Source organism: Pragia fontium (genome assembly GCF_900638655.1).
GTDB lineage: Bacteria > Pseudomonadota > Gammaproteobacteria > Enterobacterales > Enterobacteriaceae > Pragia > Pragia fontium.
On sequence record NZ_LR134531.1, the window covers coordinates 386,196 to 406,048 of the forward strand.

At 43.7% G+C, this 19,853-nt stretch carries 14 protein-coding genes and 2 pseudogenes; 14 read left to right on the forward strand and 2 right to left on the reverse strand.

Going from position 1 to position 19,853, the window contains the following annotated elements:
• The first annotated feature begins 1 nt into the window (after position 1).
• From EL341_RS01645 to EL341_RS01655, 3 genes and pseudogenes are all read left to right on the forward strand, one after another.
• Positions 2 to 1,066 carry an oxidoreductase gene (locus tag EL341_RS01645; protein WP_074820552.1) on the forward strand — a complete coding sequence of 355 codons (1,065 nt, stop codon included), beginning with the start codon at positions 2 to 4 and terminating at the stop codon, positions 1,064 to 1,066.
• A gap of 12 nt (positions 1,067 to 1,078) precedes the next feature.
• Positions 1,079 to 2,245, forward strand: a pseudogene (locus EL341_RS01650) (nucleotide sugar dehydrogenase).
• 130 nt (positions 2,246 to 2,375) lie between these two features.
• The gene (locus EL341_RS01655; RefSeq protein ID WP_074820548.1) at positions 2,376 to 4,049 is read left to right on the forward strand and encodes a 2-isopropylmalate synthase; all 1,674 of its coding nucleotides are present in this window, start codon (positions 2,376 to 2,378) and stop codon (positions 4,047 to 4,049) included.
• A 506-nt stretch (positions 4,050 to 4,555) separates the two neighbouring features.
• Here EL341_RS01655 and EL341_RS01660 read toward each other — a convergent pair.
• Entirely contained in the window at positions 4,556 to 5,152 is a 597-nt protein-coding gene (locus EL341_RS01660; protein WP_074820545.1) for an FMN-dependent NADH-azoreductase, read from the reverse strand.
• Between the two features lie 197 nt (positions 5,153 to 5,349).
• On the opposite strand from EL341_RS01660, the gene EL341_RS01665 reads away from it, so the two are divergent.
• Complete coding sequence (locus EL341_RS01665) at positions 5,350 to 6,270, forward strand: LysR family transcriptional regulator (protein ID WP_126468226.1); 921 nt, start codon at positions 5,350 to 5,352, stop codon at positions 6,268 to 6,270.
• Between the two features lie 372 nt (positions 6,271 to 6,642).
• Here EL341_RS01665 and queG read toward each other — a convergent pair whose 3' ends face one another.
• Positions 6,643 to 7,782 (reverse strand): tRNA epoxyqueuosine(34) reductase QueG, encoded by a 1,140-nt coding sequence (queG, locus tag EL341_RS01670; protein WP_126466842.1) that lies wholly within the window; start codon positions 7,780 to 7,782, stop codon positions 6,643 to 6,645.
• Between queG and nnr the strand changes: the two genes are divergently transcribed.
• The 10 genes and pseudogenes from nnr to EL341_RS17760 form a co-directional block, all read left to right on the forward strand.
• Positions 7,781 to 9,283, forward strand: coding sequence for a bifunctional ADP-dependent NAD(P)H-hydrate dehydratase/NAD(P)H-hydrate epimerase (gene nnr / locus EL341_RS01675; protein ID WP_114986118.1), 1,503 nt, complete (start codon positions 7,781 to 7,783; stop codon positions 9,281 to 9,283). The two genes, queG and nnr, sit on opposite strands and share 2 nt — an antisense overlap.
• A 25-nt stretch (positions 9,284 to 9,308) precedes the next feature.
• Positions 9,309 to 9,797 carry a tRNA (adenosine(37)-N6)-threonylcarbamoyltransferase complex ATPase subunit type 1 TsaE gene (gene tsaE, locus EL341_RS01680; protein WP_047779767.1) on the forward strand — a complete coding sequence of 163 codons (489 nt, stop codon included), beginning with the start codon at positions 9,309 to 9,311 and terminating at the stop codon, positions 9,795 to 9,797.
• Between the two features lie 4 nt (positions 9,798 to 9,801).
• On the forward strand, positions 9,802 to 11,523 hold the full coding sequence (gene amiB / locus EL341_RS01685; RefSeq protein WP_114986119.1) for an N-acetylmuramoyl-L-alanine amidase AmiB: 1,722 nt from the start codon (positions 9,802 to 9,804) through the stop codon (positions 11,521 to 11,523).
• A 25-nt stretch (positions 11,524 to 11,548) separates the two neighbouring features.
• Positions 11,549 to 13,528, forward strand: coding sequence for a DNA mismatch repair endonuclease MutL (mutL, locus tag EL341_RS01690; protein WP_126466844.1), 1,980 nt, complete (start codon positions 11,549 to 11,551; stop codon positions 13,526 to 13,528).
• Positions 13,521 to 14,447 (forward strand): tRNA (adenosine(37)-N6)-dimethylallyltransferase MiaA, encoded by a 927-nt coding sequence (gene miaA / locus EL341_RS01695; RefSeq protein ID WP_047779770.1) that lies wholly within the window; start codon positions 13,521 to 13,523, stop codon positions 14,445 to 14,447. Before mutL ends, miaA begins: the two co-directional genes overlap by 8 nt.
• Positions 14,448 to 14,590: 143 nt before the next feature.
• Positions 14,591 to 14,887 (forward strand): RNA chaperone Hfq, encoded by a 297-nt coding sequence (gene hfq, locus EL341_RS01700; protein ID WP_047779771.1) that lies wholly within the window; start codon positions 14,591 to 14,593, stop codon positions 14,885 to 14,887.
• Between the two features lie 35 nt (positions 14,888 to 14,922).
• Positions 14,923 to 16,203 (forward strand): ribosome rescue GTPase HflX, encoded by a 1,281-nt coding sequence (hflX, locus tag EL341_RS01705; protein WP_074820645.1) that lies wholly within the window; start codon positions 14,923 to 14,925, stop codon positions 16,201 to 16,203.
• Between the two features lie 58 nt (positions 16,204 to 16,261).
• The gene (gene hflK, locus EL341_RS01710) at positions 16,262 to 17,551 is read left to right on the forward strand and encodes an FtsH protease activity modulator HflK (protein WP_047779772.1); all 1,290 of its coding nucleotides are present in this window, start codon (positions 16,262 to 16,264) and stop codon (positions 17,549 to 17,551) included.
• 6 nt (positions 17,552 to 17,557) lie between these two features.
• Positions 17,558 to 18,562 (forward strand): protease modulator HflC, encoded by a 1,005-nt coding sequence (gene hflC, locus EL341_RS01715; protein ID WP_047779773.1) that lies wholly within the window; start codon positions 17,558 to 17,560, stop codon positions 18,560 to 18,562.
• 1,234 nt (positions 18,563 to 19,796) lie between these two features.
• Positions 19,797 to 19,847: pseudogene (locus EL341_RS17760) on the forward strand (ESPR-type extended signal peptide-containing protein); the annotation flags it as partial.
• Positions 19,848 to 19,853: the final 6 nt, after the last annotated feature.

Genomic DNA, 19,853 nt, shown 5'->3' on the forward strand with positions numbered 1-19,853 from the left:
CATGAATACACTCTTTTCTCCAATTAGAATTGGTCAGTTCAATTTGAATAATAGAATTGGCTTCGCTCCAATGAGCCGGTTGGCGGCTCTAGATGATACGTTTCCTGCTCGTTGCCGCGAGCTTTTGGTGAACAGAGCAGAGTCTGGTTGCGCTATTATTACCACTGAAGCATTAGCAATAAAAACAACAGCCCCTTCGTCGTTAATGGGGCAATCACTATTTTATAGTGACAAGCACGTTCAGGAGTGGCGTAGCATTAATCAACAAATTAGACGTTATGGGGCGGTGCCTATCATACAGTTAAATCATTCAGGACGTTTAGCTAATGATAGGCGGGCTTGGAACGAAGGATCTTGCATTTCCTCCGGTGATATTCCCCATTGTGGGTTAGATCGTATGACTAAACGGCCTTATGTTAGACCAAAGGCGATGATGCAGCAGGAAATTAATCAGTTAATTGAGAGTTTCGTGTGCTCGGCCAAACAGGCGGTTAAAGCGGGGTTTGCCGGGATAGAAATTAACTGTGCTCATGGCTATTTACTGAATCAATTTATTGCCGAGTCTATTAATAATCGTCAGGATTGTTATGGCGGAAATATTGCGAATCGGTTCAAAATCGTGACAGACCTATTTTGTGCACTAAGAGTTGCGACAGAGGGGAAAGTCTTACTTTCTATTCGATTGTCATATCAAAATTCTGCATCAGCGGCAGATAAGCTATTTAACAAAGAGTCCCAGCTCGCACAAGCTATGGCTATTTTGGCAAAATCAGACATTGACATTATTTCATTAAGCTGTCCTGAAATGCTAGACGATCCGATTGGCTATACGCTCCACTTTGCTTCATTAGTAAGAAAATACTGGTCTAGATATCTCTTTGCCGCCGGAGGGATACATAACCAAGATACAGCTAATCGTATTCTTAATTATGCTGATATTGCTATGGTGGGTAAATCGCTATTATTAACGCCACAATGGATAGAACTAGCAAAGAATAATTGGCCTTTAGATTCATTCGACCGAAAAGACTGCCAAGAAATCTATGGTAATAAGATACTCTATTAGTGTGGTATCTATATGAAAATAACAATTGTGGGAATGGGGTATGTTGGACTATCTAATGCTCTGTTATTGTCACAGTATAATGAAGTTGTGGTATTGGATATATCTGTGCAGAAGGTAGCATTATTAAATCAAAAAATATCACCCATTGATGACGAAGGCGTCAAAGCTTATTTAGCAAAGACAAATAAGCTTTGATGGCGACGTTAAATAAAGAAATGGCCTATCAGAATGCAGACTACGTTATTTTCGCGACACCAACTGATTATGATACACAATGTAATAGCTTTAATACTAAAACGGTGGATGCTGTAATTCGCGATGTATTACTTATTAATCCCGATACTATCATTATTATTAAATCAACGGTGCCGATTGACTATACAAAAAGGATTAGCTCATCCCATCAGACTAATAATATTATCTTCTCTCCTGAGTTTTTTACGTGAAGGTCGAGCTTTGTATGATAATTTGCATCCATCTCGTATTGTTGTAGGTGAGAGAAGTGATAGGGCCAGACATTTCGCTGAATTACTTCAACAGGGTGCAATAAAAAAAGAAATTAAAGTAATTCTTACAGAATCGACAGAGGAAGAAGCTATTAAACTTTTATCTAATTCATATTTGGCCATGAGGATCGCTTTTTTTAATGAAGTCGATACTTTTTCTGAAATTAATGAGTTGAATAGCAAGGATATTATTGATGGCATGTGTCTTGATCCCAGAATCGGTAATCATTATAACAATCCTTCATTTGGTTATGGGGGATATTGCCTACCTAAAGATATAAGGCAGCTAAGAAGTTGCTATCATGATATTCCCAATTCAATAATTAATGCTATCGTTGATGCTAATACCATCCGAAAGAATTTTATCAGTAATTCGATAGCTAAACGTAAACCGGAAGTAGTGGGGATTTACCGTTTAACAATGGAGAGTCAATCCGATAATTTTAGAGAATCTTCAACAATTAGCATAATAAAGCACCTTATAGCAAAAAATATTCGTGTTATTGTCTATGAGCCACTATTAGAGAGTGATAGATTTATTGAAGTAGAACTCATCCGTGATGTGGCTGAATTTAAACAACGTGCCGATATTATTATGACTAATAGAGTATCACCAGATTTATCAGATGTTATCGATAAGGTCTATTCAAGGGATATCTATTTACGTGACTAATTGAGCTTTGACAACCGGATATTTGACCTATCTCCCCCCCCCTGGTTTTTCGATATTATTTTCAAGACAGATTATGTTATATTGATGCTTTACTGTGCAATTGTTCAAAAAGCGAACACGAGAGGGAACTATGCCAATTGATTTTAGAAAATACAAGTCTTATCCAATAATCCCTGTAACTCAACAAACTAGGCAATGGCCAGAGAAACGTATTACTACCATGCCAAGGCTATGTAGCGTTGATCTCCGTGATGGAAATCAGGCTTTAGCTGATCCTATGGATCTTGAAAGAAAGCTAAAGCTTTATCACTGTCTACTTGGCATCGGGTTTAAGGAAATTGAGGTGGGTTTTCCCTCTGCGTCTGAAACAGATTATGCTTTTATTCGTCATTTAATTGATAATCAATTGATTCCGGACGATGTGCTTATTCAAGTGTTGGTCCCAGCTCGTGAAGAATTGATTGCCAAAACAATTAGTGCTCTTGTTGGTGCATCAAAAGTGGTGATCCACCTTTATAATTCAACCTCAAAACAGCAACGTGAGCAGGTTTTTTGTAAAAGTCGTGAGCAAATTGTTGAACTTGCATTGTCTGGCGTGGCGTGGATTGTCGAGGAGATTAAGTCTCATCCTGAAACTGATTGGCAGTTAGAATACTCTCCAGAGAGTTTTACCGGTACTGAACTCGATTTTGCTCTAACGATTTGTAATGCTGTTAGTGAAAAATGGATCAATGCCACAGGTAATGGTTTGATTATTAATTTACCGTCAACGGTAGAGCTCAGTACCCCCAATATTTATGCTGATCAGATTGAGTGGATGTCAGCTCATTTAGCCTATCGGGATAAAATTTGCTTAAGTATTCATCCTCATAACGACAGGGGAACTGCTATTGCGTCGGCTGAGTTAGGTATACTAGCCGGTGCGGATAGAGTCGAAGGAACCTTATTTGGTAATGGTGAAAGAACCGGTAATGTTGATCTGATTAATTTAGCGTTAAATTGTACAGTTCAGGGGATAGATTCAACGCTGGAGCTCTCCAACTTGCCTGACATTGTCAATTGTGTTGAAGACTGTAATCAGTTAAGGGTGCCACCGCGCCACCCTTATGCAGGGAGCCTTGTGTTTACTGCTTTCTCGGGTTCACATCAGGATGCAATAAAGAAATCTCTTGTATTGCAGTCTAATAAGAATTATTGGGATGTACCTTATTTGCCGATTGATCCTAATGATATTGGTCGAAGCTATGAAGAAGTTATTAGAATTAACGGGCAGTCGGGTAAGGGTGGGATTGCCTATTTGTTAGAACACCATTTTGGCATCCGTTTACCAAGAGGAATGTTGATTACGTTGCAGCAGACGGTGCAAAAGATTGCTGATGAGGAAAATAAAGAAGTTAATAAGGAGTCTATTTATCAGGCTTTTTCTGATCAATTTATTAAAGAAGATGGTCCATTGCGTTTCATTAATATTAATGCTTTAGATATTAATGATGCGGCCACAACAATTGCAATTGCGCTATGCTATAACTCAGAAGATATTGTTGTTCAAGGCTCAGGAAATGGTGTTTTAGATTCTGCGATTAAAGCGCTGGAAGCTCGCTTTAATATCAGTCTGTCAGTCGTTGATTATACTGAAAGTGCGTTAACTCAATCCAGTCAGGCAGAAGCGATTGCTTATTTGTCAATTAAGATCGCTGGCGACACATTTTATGGTGTTGGGATAAGTAGTAATATAGCAGTAGCACCGCTGATTGCGCTAATCTCTGCCATGAATCGATTTTTATCTTGTTCAACACAGGCTTGAGTCCATGTTCATGCAGATAATGAACAGTTTTAGTTTACCTGCTATCTTTTGAATAGATGCATTTTCCTCGGACATTAAGTTAGGAGAGAGTGTTGACTTAATAAGGCTTCAATCTTCTTTGGGCTAATTTATCTTAGAGAAGAATGGAGCTTTTTTATTTGGGTTTATTTCGAGATACCTAAATGGCTATATTATTAATGATGCTTTAAGACGCACCTGAAGTGATCCTCACTATTTCTTTGTCTTTATAATACATAATCAAATACCAATACATGGCTAGCTTAGCAAAATCAGGCAGATAACAGCAACCGGAAACCGCGTCCTGAGTTTTTCAATTAACGAGAATTGTTCAAGGAGCCCAATATTCAACATCAGGAGCGCGGTAGCTTCTTCTTTAACTTACGGATCTCATTTATACATTATCCGAATACATGACGAGAGGAAAACTATACAAAATAATCCGTTGGTACAAGAGCTCCAAATAAATCAATGGGTCAGAGCTTACCTTAAATGAGCTCTACGATCTGGTTTCTGGCATCAGCTAGTCCAGCTTCCAATCCATGAGGTCGGATATCCAACCCTTCTGCGTAGATAAACTGCACATCATTGATACCGATAAGCCCCAACACGCTTTGCATATGAGGGGTTACAGTATCAGTTGGCTGGTTGAGGTGAACGCCGCCACGGGAACTAATAACTACAGCACGAACATTCTCTACCAGTCCTGCCGGATATGTTTCAGTGTATTTGAATGTGAGACCAGCACGAACAACCAAATCAAGCCAGTTTTTCAGCTGGGTTGGAATACTCAGGTTGTACATTGGTGCGCCGATAACCAGCAGATCGCTTGATTTTAGTTCGGCGATCAGTCGATCTGACAGTGCCACCACATGACGGGCTCGCTCACTAGGATTTTTCCCCCCACGCAGGGCGCTGAATAATTCGCTATCTAATACCGGTAGATCCATCGTGGTTAAATCATGCTGAATGATTTCATCATCATATCCTTTGGATTTTCGGTCGGAAAGAAAAGCATCAATCAGACCGGAGGTATGAGATTGCTCTCTCATGATGCTGGATTTAAGGACAAGAATTTTTGACATAGTAGGTACCTTGATAAAACACGCTGTTGAATTCGGAGTGAGATCAGCCGGTAAGTTGGGGCAAGCGTGTGTCAGTGTGATTTTCAAAATGAAAATGATTCTACCATTGATGATTTGGCACCATTATTTATAATTATTCCTTAGATTGTTTACTTAAGGGCACCAATGTGGATAGTTCAGACCTCCGTGGTATTTCAATGTTTATTGCCGTTGCCAATTCTGGAAGTTTTGCCGGTGCCGCAGAGAAACTCCATTTAACCCGCTCTGCGGTCAGTAAAACCATTGCGCGTTTGGAAAGTAAAATAGGCGTAACGCTGTTTCAGCGGACGACGCGTAAGCAAAGTTTGACTGATGAAGGGCAGTTATTTTATGAACACTGCCATCGTGCGTTAAATGAAATTCAACGGGCTCAGGACATTCTTAATGAAGGAAAGATTCAGGTCAGTGGTTGTTTGAGAGTATCAGTACCGGTATTGTTCGGTCATTTATGTATTGCTCCGTTATTAACTGAATTGGTGCAGTCTCATCCAAATCTACAGCTCGAAATCTCTTTTAACGATCGGGCGGTTGATTTGATCGAGGACGGTTTTGATTTTGCTATTCGTATTGGCGCCTTACCTGAACGAAGTTCATTGATTGCCCGTCAACTGGGGGAGCACACCATGGTTTTTTGCGCTTCTGCTGATTACCTGAGATGCCATGGTGAACCCAATACCAAAGATGACTTGAGCGAGCATCATGCGGTGGCTTATATCCACTCGGGTATATTGCAGAAATGGCAGTTTATTGATGAAGCCGGCATTTTGCAGGAGATAAGACCCAAAGCAAAAATTATGATGGACGATATGCAGGCTGTGGCTGATGCCGCAATGCGAGGCGCTGGAATTGCCTGGCTTCCTTACTGGCTGGTTCGTGAACAAATTGCTCAGGGCAAACTCAAGCAGGTTATGAAGAACACCTCTGGGGTTAACTTTCCGATTAGTGTGGTATGGCCTTATACCCAGCGTCTGCCATTAAAAGTCAGAGTGGCCGTTGATAAATTACTGGCGGAACTGCCGGAAAAACTGGTCTTAATAGAGTCGGTGTTTGACGAGAGTCAGGCAAACATCACGCGATGATGAGGTTGTTCATACAATGGAAGCATAATTGTTTATTATTTATTCACTCCAACTTGAGTTTTCATTCATCCTGTCCAATACTTAATGTTTTTAACAGAGGGCGTTAATTCGACCTGCTGTAATTTGATCCTGATCATTACTGTCAACAGAGTTATCCACAAGATTGCTATGGCGGTGTATAACCAAAATACGTTTCGCTCTAAAAATATCGAATTATTATAATTTGAAATTAAAGGGTTTTTTAATTTTAATTATGTCGCATCTAACCCTTGATGTTTTTTTTAGGGTTGATTAGTAAGACCTTTTGAATTTTTTATGCACAGTTAATTATATTATGTATATTATTCGTTCAGTTCCTATTTCTGAGACATTTCAGGCATCTCTGGTGAGTCCTTTTTCTATCGAGCGAATCAGCCTCTGTAGCTTCGGTTGCTGAACGGTTATTTCCTGCTGTTGTCTCCTTTCTAATTGACGGGCAATGGCCCAGTCAATATGTTCATCCAGTACAATATTAATACCTTTACGCTGTTGAAGTGCGCTCATGATTTCGGGCTGATAAGGCGCGTTACCCAAAGCAACACTAATATTTCTTAGCCAGCGAAAATGACCAATTCTACGAATAGGCGAGCCTTCGGTTTTAGCAAGAAACTCCGCCTCATTCCAAGCATAGAGTTCCAGAAGCGGGGGCTGATACAGATACTGACGCGGGTGAAAATCGCTTTCTTCTGTCAGGGGGGCCAGCCGATTCCATGGGCAGGTCATCTGGCAGTCATCACATCCGTATATTCGGTTACCCATAAGTGGACGAAGCTCTTCGGGAATCGCCCCTTCCAGCTCAATGGTCAGGTAGGAGATACAGCGACGGGCATCCACCACATAGGGTTCAACAATGGCATTGGTTGGACAGATAGTCATACAAGCCACGCAGCGTCCACAGCCTTCTTCAACGGGCGTGTCTACCGGGAGAGGAATATCAACCAGCAACTCGCCAAGAAAAAACCAGGAACCGGCTTCGCGGTTAATGGTGAGTGAGTGTTTACCTGTCCAACCAAGACCCGCTTTCGCTGCCAGAGGCCGCTCCATAATCGGTGCTGAATCAACGAACGGACGGAAGCTTAATTGATGACAGTGAGACTGAATTTTTTCACCCAGTTTTTTTAATCGTTGGCGTAATACCTTATGATAATCTCGACCCAGAGCATAACGACTAATATAGCCTAACTGAGGATTACCCAAGGTTCTGGCGAATGCAGCATCGGGCGGGAGATGGTTCATGCGAACGCTGATCACCCGTAATGTGCCGGGTTGAAGCTCGTGAGGTCGGGCTCGCAGCATGCCATAGCGCGCCATCCACGACATATCGCCATGGTATTGGTTATCAAGCCACGCTTGTAGTTTAGGTTCTTCCGACGTCAGGTCCGTATCACAGATACCGACCTGCTGAAAACCTAATGCTTGCCCCCATTGCTTGATATGTTGGGCTAATTGATTGAAATCGAGAGGGAGTGACATGGCAGACCATCAGCAGAATCATAACGCTTTAAGTTTACCACATTCTGTATTTAGTGCCGACTGGGTGCGTGAAAATGAGAAGATTGGTGCACGTCATTTAGGCGTTTCCCTATATCAATTGATGGAGAGGGCTGGCGAAGCGGCATTTTTACTCTGTAGAAAACAGTATCCGGATGCCCGACGTTGGCTGATTTTATGTGGTCATGGCAATAACGGCGGTGATGGCTATGTGATCGCACGCTATGCTCGGCAATATGGAATAGAAGTCACTATTATCGGTTGTGGTGATGAAAATACGTTACCAGCAGAGGCTCGTCAGGCCAGAGAGAATTGGATCAATAACTATGGCACCGTGCTTTCGCATGACGTCCGTTGGCCAGAAAATTGTGATTTGATCGTTGATGGTCTGCTGGGAACCGGTATTCAGTCTGCACCAAAACAGCCTTATAGCGATCTGATTAAGATGGCTAACCACCATGGTGCGCCAATTGTGGCGCTGGATATTCCTTCTGGTTTGGATGCGAATACCGGTATTGCCTGCGGTGAAGTGATTAATGCCGCGCAAACGCTGACATTTGTGGCGTTAAAGCCGGGTTTACTGACCGGGCAGGCAAGGGATGTTATTGGCGAGCTATACTATAATGCTTTGGGATTATCTCGTTGGCTAGCGGAACAAAAAACACCGATTCAACGTCTTACTGTAGCGAGCTTGAATCAGTGGATTAAACCTCGTCGTTCCAGCTCTCATAAAGGAGAGCATGGAAAGCTGTTAGTGATTGGTGGTGATATTGGCACCGGTGGCGCAATACGCATGACCGGAGAAGCGGCTCTGCGCACGGGTTCTGGTTTAGTGCGAGTACTTACTCGCTATGAACATATCGGCCCTATTTTGGCCGCCAGACCGGAGTTGATGGTTCAGGCATTAGATCGAGAAAGTTTAGCACAAGGCATTGCTTGGGCCGATATGATTGCTATTGGACCCGGTTTAGGTCTGTCTGATTGGGCTAAGGATGCCATAAAGCTGGTGGCCGAGAGCGAAAAAATAATGCTTTGGGATGCAGATGCGCTTAACCTGCTGGCAATCGTCCCGGATAAGCGGCAAAATCGTATCATTACGCCTCATCCCGGTGAAGCGGCAAGATTATTGCAGTGTAATATAGAACAAATTGAAAGTGACCGCTTACATTCAGCAAAAGAGCTAGCCAGCCGCTATGGTGGCGTTGTGGTGCTAAAAGGTGCCGGAACTGTTATTGCTGATGATAGTGGCCAAATAGCTATTGCCGATGTAGGCAATGCCGGAATGGCATCTGGCGGCATGGGCGATGTGCTATCCGGTATTATTGCCAGCCTTGCTGGTCAAAGAATAACCCCGTTTGATGCGGCTTGTGCCGGATGTGTTGTCCACGGTGCCGCCGGTGATCTTGTGGCACAACGTCAGGGTGAACGGGGAATGATGGCGACAGATTTGCTGTCGGAAATTCCAAAGCTGGTCAATCCTTGATTAATTAAAGAACGTTCGGGAAGACATGAAACAATTGGTTTTAACATTAGCTGATGAAGCTGCTACTGTCGCATTTGGATCAGCGTTAGCGACAACCTGTGATAAAGCCTGTGTGCTTTATCTTTTGGGCGATCTTGGCGCAGGAAAAACAACGTTCAGCCGCGGTTTTTTACGTGCTTTAGGCCATACCGGAAACGTTAAAAGTCCAACTTATACGTTGGTTGAGCCCTATGCATTGGAAAAATTTACCGTCTATCATTTTGACCTTTATCGCTTAGCGGATCCGGAAGAGCTTGAGTTTATGGGAATCCGTGACTATTTTCAGCCGGATAGCCTGTGTCTGGTGGAGTGGCCACAGCGTGGCGAAGGTATGTTCCCTGCTGCGGATCTGGAATTGCAGTTTAGTTATGACGGTGATGGGCGGCGCGTGGAGTTATCTGCCGGTACGGTTCAGGGAGAACTGATGCTCACTCGTTTGAATAACGCTCCTCATACTTGGCTACAGGGAAAGTAGGACCATGAAAAAAATCGGAATTTGGTTATTATCTCTGGTGTGGCTAGCGATGGTGGGTAACGCCGGAGCAGCATCACTGATTGATATTCAGGTAAATAATAGTGCAACGGAAGCTAAGGTTACGCTGGCATTTGACAGCCAGCCAGTCTATGCCTATTCCAGTCAGAAAAACCCGGCTCGGGTCGTTATTGATGTTCGGCAAAGTGGGCGGGCGGTTCAAGGGCTACCGCTTAAATTTAGCGGGCAGAATATCGTTAACCGAATTACTTCTGGCGCTCCGCGTGATGCCAACAGTATTCAACTGATTTTTGAACTGAAACAGAGTGCGACGGTGAAAGCTAGTTCTGGTAAACAGGGAAACCAGCATCGGGTGGTGTTTACGATTAAGTCAGAGCAAGCTGCCAATACCAAAACGAATACTAATAAAGTAACGCCTGCGCGCAATCAGCCTAAAACCCCTCCAGCTTCAGGTAATAACCCATTCTCCGGCCGCGAGGCAGTGTCGCAGGATGATGTGGTGGTGAAAACGGAGCAACGCCCAGTACGCAATAAAAACAGCCGCAGTGAGCGGGTGGTTATCGCGATTGATGCCGGTCATGGCGGTAAAGACTCTGGTGCTGTTGGGTTAAACGGGTTGCAGGAGAAAACGGTGACTCTGGCAGTGGCGCGTAAACTAAAAGCGCTATTTGATAACGATCCGGATTTTAAAGCGGTACTGACCCGCGATGGCGATTATTTTATTTCTGTCATGGGGCGTTCAGATGTGGCGCGTAATAAAAATGCTCATCTGTTAGTGTCTATTCATGCCGATGCAGCACCTAACCGTAGCGCCACCGGGGCTTCAGTTTGGGTATTGTCGAACCGCCGTGCCAATACGGAAATGGGGCGCTGGCTGGAGCAGCATGAAAAGCAATCAGAACTGCTTGGTGGCGCGGGTGACGTGTTAGCCAATAGTGAAGCTAATCCTTACTTAAGTCAGGCAGTATTGGATTTGCAGTTTGGCCACTCGCAGCGTGTGGGATATGACGTGGCGGTGAAAGTATTGTCGGAAATGAGGCGTATTGGTTCTTTGCATAAACGCAATCCTGAGCATGCCAGTTTGGGTGTATTACGTTCACCGGATATTCCGTCATTGCTGGTAGAGACTGGCTTTATCTCGAATACCGGGGAAGAACGTTTACTGGGTAGTGCCGATTTCCAGAATAAACTGGCTCAGGCTATCTACAAGGGCATTCGTAGCTACTTTATGGCTCACCCGTTAGATTCAGTTACGCCAGCAAAGAAAACCAGCGCGATTTCTACTCCCCAGCAACAAAAAACTCAGGCAACATCAGCCGTTGCTTCGACCTCTCAGGGGAAAACGCAGATTCATGTGGTGAAACGCGGTGAGACTTTATCGCATATCGCGGTAAGCTATGGTTCAACGACCAAAGCATTGGGTGACTTAAATTCGCTGAAAAAAGAGGGAGTTTGGGTCGGGCAACGCTTGAAAGTACCAGCAACAGCCCCCATAACTAATCAAGTCACTGCCTCTGTGAGTAATAAGAGAGCCAACTCCGGTAAAAATGCAGCTTTAGCTAAGGTAAAACATAAAGTTGTTCGGGGTGATACGCTATCGAATATTAGCCGTAAGTACGGAATGAGTATCGCTGAACTGAAACAGCAGAATAATATGTCGTCAGATGAAGTTCGTTTAGGACAGGTTTTGACGATTTCCCGTTCATAGGTATGGGATTATACCAGGAGTTTTCATGCCGATTCAGGTATTGCCACCACAGCTAGCCAACCAAATTGCCGCCGGAGAAGTGGTCGAACGGCCAGCATCCGTGGTAAAGGAGCTGGTGGAGAATAGTCTGGATGCAGGCGCAACTCGTATTGATATTGATATCGAAAAAGGCGGAGCCAAGTTAATCCGTATTCGCGACAATGGCTGCGGTATCAATAAAGATGAACTTTCTCTGGCATTGGCCCGTCATGCTACCAGCAAAATAGCAACGCTTGACGATCTAGAGGCGATTATTAGCCTTGGTTTCCGTGGTGAGGCGTTAGCCAGTATTAGCTCGGTCTCTCGTCTGACGTTAACTTCGCGCACGGCGCAGCAAAATGAAGCCTGGCAGGCGTATGCTGAAGGCCGGGATATGGACGTTAGCATTAAACCTGCCGCTCATCCAGTGGGTACTACGCTGGAAGTGCTGGATCTGTTTTACAATACTCCGGCTCGCCGTAAATTTTTACGCACTGAGAAAACCGAATTCGCCCATATTGACGAAATTATCCGCCGTATTGCTCTTGCTCGCTTTGATGTCAGCATTAATTTGCAACATAACGGTAAATTGGTGCGCCAATATCGAGCGATTAAAGAAAATGAACCGCGTGAACGCCGGTTGGGTAGTATCTGCGGCACCGCATTTTTACAGCATGCGTTATCCATTTCTTGGCAGCACGGCGATCTTAAAATTGAAGGTTGGGTTGCCGATCCGGTTGGAGCACGCACGTTGACCGATATGCAGTATTGCTATGTGAATGGACGTATGATGCGCGATCGCCTGCTTAATCATGCCATTCGTCAGGCTTATCAGACTCAGTTGGCGGAAGATCAGACGCCAGCCTATGTACTGTATCTGGAAGTAGACCCTCATCAGGTGGATGTTAATGTGCATCCGGCCAAACATGAGGTCAGGTTTCATCAATCTCGACTGGTTCACGATTTTATTTATCAGGCGGTGGTGACAGTATTACAGCAGGCTGGTGCCCCTGCGTTGCCGCTGGATGAAAAAACATCCTCAGATACGGCAATAGAGTCGAGCTGGCGTCCTGAAAATCGCCCGGCAGCAGGTGAAAACCGTTATAACCAGCCAGCCCGCAGTGAAACTCATAACGTAACCGATAAAAAACCGGGCATGGGAAGTCGTGGTGCCGAAGCGTATGCACCTCCTGCATCACGTTCTCCTACCTTGATTGCCCGAGAGAACGATGTATATCGCCGCTTGCTGGAAACGGATATACCAACCGAAGAGGCGTCTTCGTCAGCGCATGTAACATCCAGCAAACCGACGCTTTTTCCAGAAAAGACAGTATCGCCGTCAGAGGGAGATGCGCCGGTTAAAGCGGCTATTTTTCCTCATCGTCCAGCATCTGTTTCACCGGCCCCAGCCTCATTACTGGATAAGTCAGCGGCGCAGAGTTTGGGGCGGGTATTGTCTATCTGGCAGGCAAGCTATGCCATTCTGGAAAGGGGAGCTTCGCTAATGCTGCTGGCTTTACCGATAGCGGAGCACTACTTGCGTCAGGTTCAGCTGTTACCGGTTGCAGAACCGCTTAAGCCTCAACCTTTACTGATTCCGCTGGTGTTAACGCTGGGGGAGAAAGAGAAAAAGGGAATGGCTAACCATAAAGATTTGTTGAGTCATTTTGGCATTAATATTTCCGTCGATCGCAACCGAATTCAGGTTCACGGGGTGCCCTTACCGTTACGTCAGCAAAATCTGCAGCAGTTGCTACCGGCTCTGCTGAGATATTTGGGTGAGAATGACGTGATGGATAGCGCGATGATCGCGGGTTGGCTGGCCGGACGGTTAGCTAGCGAGAATTCTCAGTGGACTCAGGCTCAGGCCATTCAGTTGTTGGCAGACCTTGAACGGTTGTGCCCTAACTTGATTATGAATCCACCGTCAGATATGTTGCAACTTATTGATTTACAGCCGGCACAGGCCGCATTAACACATGAATAAATTACCGACCGCGATTTTTTTAATGGGGCCAACGGCGTCCGGCAAAACGGCATTGGCAGCAGAGCTGTACCAACATTTACCCGTTGAGGTGGTGAGTGTTGACTCCGCCTTGATATATCGAGGTATGGATATTGGTACGGCTAAACCGACGGCGGAAGAATTATTGGCAACGCCGCATCGGTTAATTGATATACGGGATCCGTTGGAGGCGTACTCTGCCGCTGAATTTCGTCATGATGCTTTAAAAGAGATGGCTGACATTGTTGCTGCCGGACGTATTCCTCTTTTAGTTGGTGGAACCATGCTTTACTTTAAGGCGTTATTAGAAGGCTTGTCTCCGCTACCTTCTGCCGATCCTGCGGTGCGTGAGCGCATTGAGCAAGACGCTGCGCGATTAGGGTGGGGAGCGTTGCATCAACAATTATTGCAGATAGATCCCGTTGCGGCGGCCAGAATTCATCAAAATGATCCACAACGATTGAGCAGAGCACTGGAAGTTTTTTACATTTCAGGTAAAACTTTAACAGAACTAACACAAATAGCTGGTGAAGCGTTACCATATCGTGTACATCAGTTTGCGATAGCGCCTTCTTCTCGTGAGTTGCTACATCAACGGATTGAAGCGCGTTTTCATCAAATGATAGCTGCGGGTTTTGAAGATGAAGTTAAGGCTTTGATGGCTCGTGGTGATTTACATACGGATTTGCCGTCAATTCGTTGCGTGGGTTATCGGCAAATGTGGATGTACCTGCAGGGAGAGATAGACCATAGTGAAATGGTTTATCGGGGAATTTGCGCAACTCGTCAGCTTTCTAAGCGTCAAATGACTTGGTTGCGTAGTTGGTCAGAAGTAAATTGGTTGGATAGCGAACAACTGCAGCAAGGGCTGGAAAGAGTTACAGATGCCATTAGTGTATAGACTTATGATTGTGTACAATTAATACGTTCTATACTTTAATGTACTTAATGGCTTTGTTGGGTACGTAATATATCGATTTTGCGCAGTTTCTTTTAGGGCCACTGGCTCTTGGTAACAGACAACAATATATAAGGAAAAGAAAAATGGCTAAGGGGCAATCTTTACAAGACCCGTTTTTAAACGCACTGCGGCGTGAAAGAGTACCGGTTTCTATTTATCTGGTGAACGGTATTAAGTTACAAGGCCAAATTGAGTCTTTTGACCAGTTCGTTATTCTGTTGAAAAATACGGTGAGTCAAATGGTGTATAAACACGCGATCTCTACCGTAGTACCTTCTCGTCCTGTATCTCATCACAGCAATGCGCCTGCTGGTGCTGGTAACGTTGGTAATTATCAGGGCGGTACGCAGTCACAACAGGAAGATGATGTATCTGAATAGATTATTGCGTTATTTGCTTTTGAGGAGCCATGCACTTGTTTGACCGATATGATGCCGGAGAGCAGGCGGTACTGGTGCATGTTTACTTCTCTCAAGAAAAAGATACAGAAGATCTCAGAGAGTTTGAGTCTCTGGTTTCTTCTGCGGGAGTGGAAACGCTGCTGGTTGTAACCGGCAGTCGTAAGGCACCACATGCCAAGTACTTTGTTGGTGAAGGTAAGGCTCAGGAAATTGCTGATGCCGTACACGCCACGGGTGCGACGGTGGTGTTGTTTAACCATTCACTCTCTCCTGCTCAAGAGCGTAATCTTGAGCGACTTTGTGAGTGTCGGGTGATCGATAGAACCGGGTTAATCCTCGATATTTTTGCTCAACGAGCAAGAACTCATGAAGGTAAATTACAGGTTGAGCTGGCTCAGCTTCGCCATCTGGCTACTCGCTTAGTGCGAGGATGGACTCACCTTGAACGCCAGAAAGGCGGGATAGGTTTGCGTGGCCCTGGTGAAACTCAGCTGGAAACTGACCGACGCCTGCTACGGGATCGAATTCGTCAGATTCTGGGGCGGCTGGAAAAAGTTGAAAAGCAGCGTGAACAAGGAAGGCGCGCCCGTATGCGGGCCGATATTCCTACTGTTTCGCTGGTAGGGTATACCAACGCAGGGAAATCAACCCTATTCAATTGCATCACTACCGCCGGTGTTTATGCTGCAGATCAGCTATTTGCTACGCTTGATCCAACGCTGCGCCGTATTGATGTAGAAGATGTTGGCGTAACCGTGTTGGCAGATACCGTGGGCTTTATTCGCCATTTGCCTCATGATTTAGTGGCAGCGTTTAAAGCAACATTACAGGAAACTCGGCAGGCATCTTTACTATTGCACATTGTTGACGCGGCTGATGGTCGAATTGATGAAAATATTGCAGCGGTTAACGATGTTTTAGCTGAAATTGAAGCCGATGAAATACCTGTTCTGTTAGTCATGAATAAGATTGATATGCTGGAGGATTTTGCTCCGCGTATCGATCGCGATGAAAATAATTTACCGTTCAGGGTTTGGCTATCGGCTGAGTCTGGGGATGGTGTTGATTTGTTGTTCCGTGCGTTAACGGAACGTCTTTCCGGTGAAATTGCACAATATGAACTGAAGTTACCCGTAGCTGAAGGGCGGTTGCGCAGTCGATTTTATCAGCTTCAGGCCATTACCAGAGAGTGGATTGAAGAGGATGGAAGCATCGGTTTGGTAATTAGGATGCCAATCGTTGATTGGCGTCGCCTCTGTAAACAAGAGCAGGCTTTGGAAAACTTCATCGTTTAAATAAGACCTGTTAGATTGTGCCCGATAAAACGATCGTAAATATGAGTGGAGCTAAAACATGGCGTGGAATCAGCCCGGTAATAATGGCCAAGACCGCGATCCGTGGGGGAGTGGCAACAATAACAACCCCGGGGGTAATAACAGCGGTGGACCTAATAAAGGTCGCGGCCAGCAGTCGCTGAATCTGGATAATATCTTTAGTAAATTAACCGGACTATTGGGTAAAGCTGGTAGCGGTGGCAACGGTGGTAATAGTAGTGGTGCCCCAGCGATGGGTGGCCGCGTGTTTGGTATCATTGCTGTTGCACTGGTGGTGATTTGGGCTGCCAGTGGTTTCTATACTATTAAAGAAGGTGAACTGGGCGTTATTACACGCTTTGGGCAGGTTCAACCTCAGATGGTTGGGCCTGGTTTGAACTGGAAACCAACCTTTATTGATTCGGTTAGACCAGTTAATACCAAAGCGGTACGCGGTCTGGCTGCATCAGGCATTATGCTGACGTCCGATGAAAACGTGGTACGTGCTGAAATGAACGTGCAGTATCAGGTTTCCGATCCGATTAAATATCTGTATCGCGTAACTAACGCGGATGACAGCTTAAGTCAGGCTACGGATAGCGCTTTGCGCTCGGTGATTGGTAAGTACACCATGGATCGTATTTTGACTCAGGGTCGTACTATCGTTCGTGACGATACCAAGCAAGAGCTTGAAAAAACCATTCAGATTTATGATATGGGACTGAAAGTATTAGACGTTAACTTCCAGGCGGCTCGACCACCTGAAGAAGTTAAGGCGGCATTTGATGACGTGATTAACGCGCGGGAAGATGAGCAGCGCTATATCCGTGAAGCGGAAGCTTATGCGAACGCTGCTCAGCCGATTGCTAATGGTAAAGCTCAACGTCTGATTGAAGATGCTAAAGCGTATGAAGCCCGTACTGTGTTAGAAGCAGAGGGTGAGGTTTCACGTTTTGCCAAGTTATTACCTGAATATAAAGCGGCACCGGATATTACCCGTGAACGTCTTTATATTGAAACCATGGAAAAAGTATTGGGTAAAACCAATAAAGTTCTGGTGGACGATAAGAGTAATAACCTGATGGTTTTGCCACTGGATCAATTGATGCGTGGTAAGTCATCAACCGTATTACCTGCTGCGGCACCTCAGGCTAGTACTGAAATCCCGACAGCGACGTCTCAGTCTTCATCTCCGTCTCCTATGGTGACGAATAGTAAGCCTGATACCACAAGACGCTCAACGGCATCACAAAGCAGTAATAAAGTTACGAAAGAGCGTACTGATGCTTACAATGACCGCCTTAGTTCTATCGGCTTAGGAAGAGGATAATCACTGATGCGTAAATTACTTATTCCTATTATTGTTATTGTCGTCGTAGGTATTTTTACTTCCCTGTTTGTTGTGGAAGAAGGAAGCCGCGGGATTGTATTACGTTTCGGTAAAGTGTTACGTGATTCACAAGATAATCCGAAAGTTTATGAACCGGGTCTGCATTTCAAAATGCCATTAATAGATTCGGTAAAACTGTTGGATGCACGTATTCAAACTATGAATAATCAGGCTGACCGCTTTGTTACCAAAGAGACTAAAGACCTGATTGTTGACTCTTACGTGAAGTGGAAGATTACTGACTTTAGTCGTTATTACCTGGCAACGGGTGATGGTAATCGTGCCAATGCGGAACGTATTTTAAATAGTAAACTGAGTGACCGCCTGCGTTCTGAGATTGGTCAGCGTGATATTAAAGATTTAGTGACTGACTCCCGTGGCCAGTTAATGCAGGACGTTCGTAATGCATTGAACAATGGTTATCAGGATAAGCCATCTGAAACTCCAGCGGTTGAAGCAGCGAATACTGATACAGCTCCAGCGGCAGATACGTTGCCGGTTGATAACAAACTGCCTTTAGTTAACGCTAACAGCATGGCTGAGCTGGGCATTCAAGTTATCGACGTGCGGATTAAGCAGATTAACCTGCCAACTGAGGTTTCTGATGCGATTTATCAGCGTATGCGTGCAGAACGTGAAGCGGTAGCTCGTCGTCATCGTTCACAGGGTCAGGAAGAAGCTGAAAAAATTCGTGCCTTGGCTGACTATCGTGTTACTAAGACTATCGCAGAAGCAGAGCGTGAAGCGCGTATGACCCGAGGTACCGGTGATGCGACAGCGGCTAAGCTGTTTGCCGATGCATTCAGCCAGAATCCTGATTTTTATGCCTTTATTCGTAGTTTACGGGCATATGAAACCAGCTTTAGTGGCGGCAACGATGTGATGGTACTTCGTCCGGATAGTGAATTCTTCCGTTATATGAAGTCGCCATCTGTTGGGCTGAAGCAGTAAGTTCTCAAACGAATGTAATAGGTCAGGATGAGTTAATCTGGTCTATTTTATAAAACGGTCTCCTTAATAGGAGGCCGTTTTTTTTATTAGATAACATTCTTTTGGGGTGATATTAGCGAATCATTTATTGCTCTTATTGATATATTATCAATAAGACTTATTGTCGGAAAAGGAATAGGAGAAGAGCGATAAATGGTACTGCTTTAGTGTTTCATGGGAGGGAATAGGGTATTTACTTTTTATGGAAGCTGAATGGATATCATTACTATCTATTAATATGCTATTTAGATTGATTATTTATCGTCTTCGGCTAACTTTAAATGGATTATATTTTTAATAAATTATATTAATTTAAGGAGGAATGTTATTTTAATAATAGGATTGATACAACTGTATAATTTAAGCCTATTATATTTAACACACTTTATAATTTACTAGTGGGTTTTATATTGTATTTCCCTATGGTTTTTCATTTGATAGCCTTTTATTGAAAAGCATTTGTAACTAAATATTTCTCTTTTGGTATCGATTTTCAGCGGTTTTTCTAAAATAACAGAGATCTTGAATGCTATATTGTTAATACATTGTTTATATTGAGCTGATTTATCAATATTATTGAGCTGTTATTTACCCAAACTGTCTATTACTTAGCAGGCTAAGTGATTGTGGTGTATACAAGTTGTTGTTTTTATCTAAACCTTAAATGAAACGGTTATATCCATTCTGTATCGTGGATATGTATAGGTGCTGTAACTGGTATTATCTATTTTTCTTGATGATTTAATTAATTTATATTCCATAAGTAAATTATTATTTTTTATTTTAACTCCTTATTCTACAAGGTGGATTTCATTAATATAATTCCTTTTTAATTTAATATTTTATTTGTAATTTTATTTTATATTTTTATTAAATTTATTTTATATAAACAAAAACTTGTTTTTAATTAAACTTTAATTTTATTATCTTTTTATAAACTATTTTCCGTTGTTGTTAAAATTATATTGTTCATTAAATTCATGTGGTTATGTTTTTTTATTTTTGTTTTTTTAGAGGAAGTAAGAAAATTTACTTTTTTATCTATCAAATAATGGATTTCTATCGAGAATATCAATTTGATGAAGGGTCTGTGCGGCAACTACTTTTTAATATGGATATCACTCTAATTTGTATCCATGTGTGGTGGAGTTTATTAATTTCATCATTATTTATTGTTGTGCGTAGAGTAATGGAAATGAATAAAATATATCGAGTTATATGGAATAGCCATTTATGCCAATGGGTTGTTGCT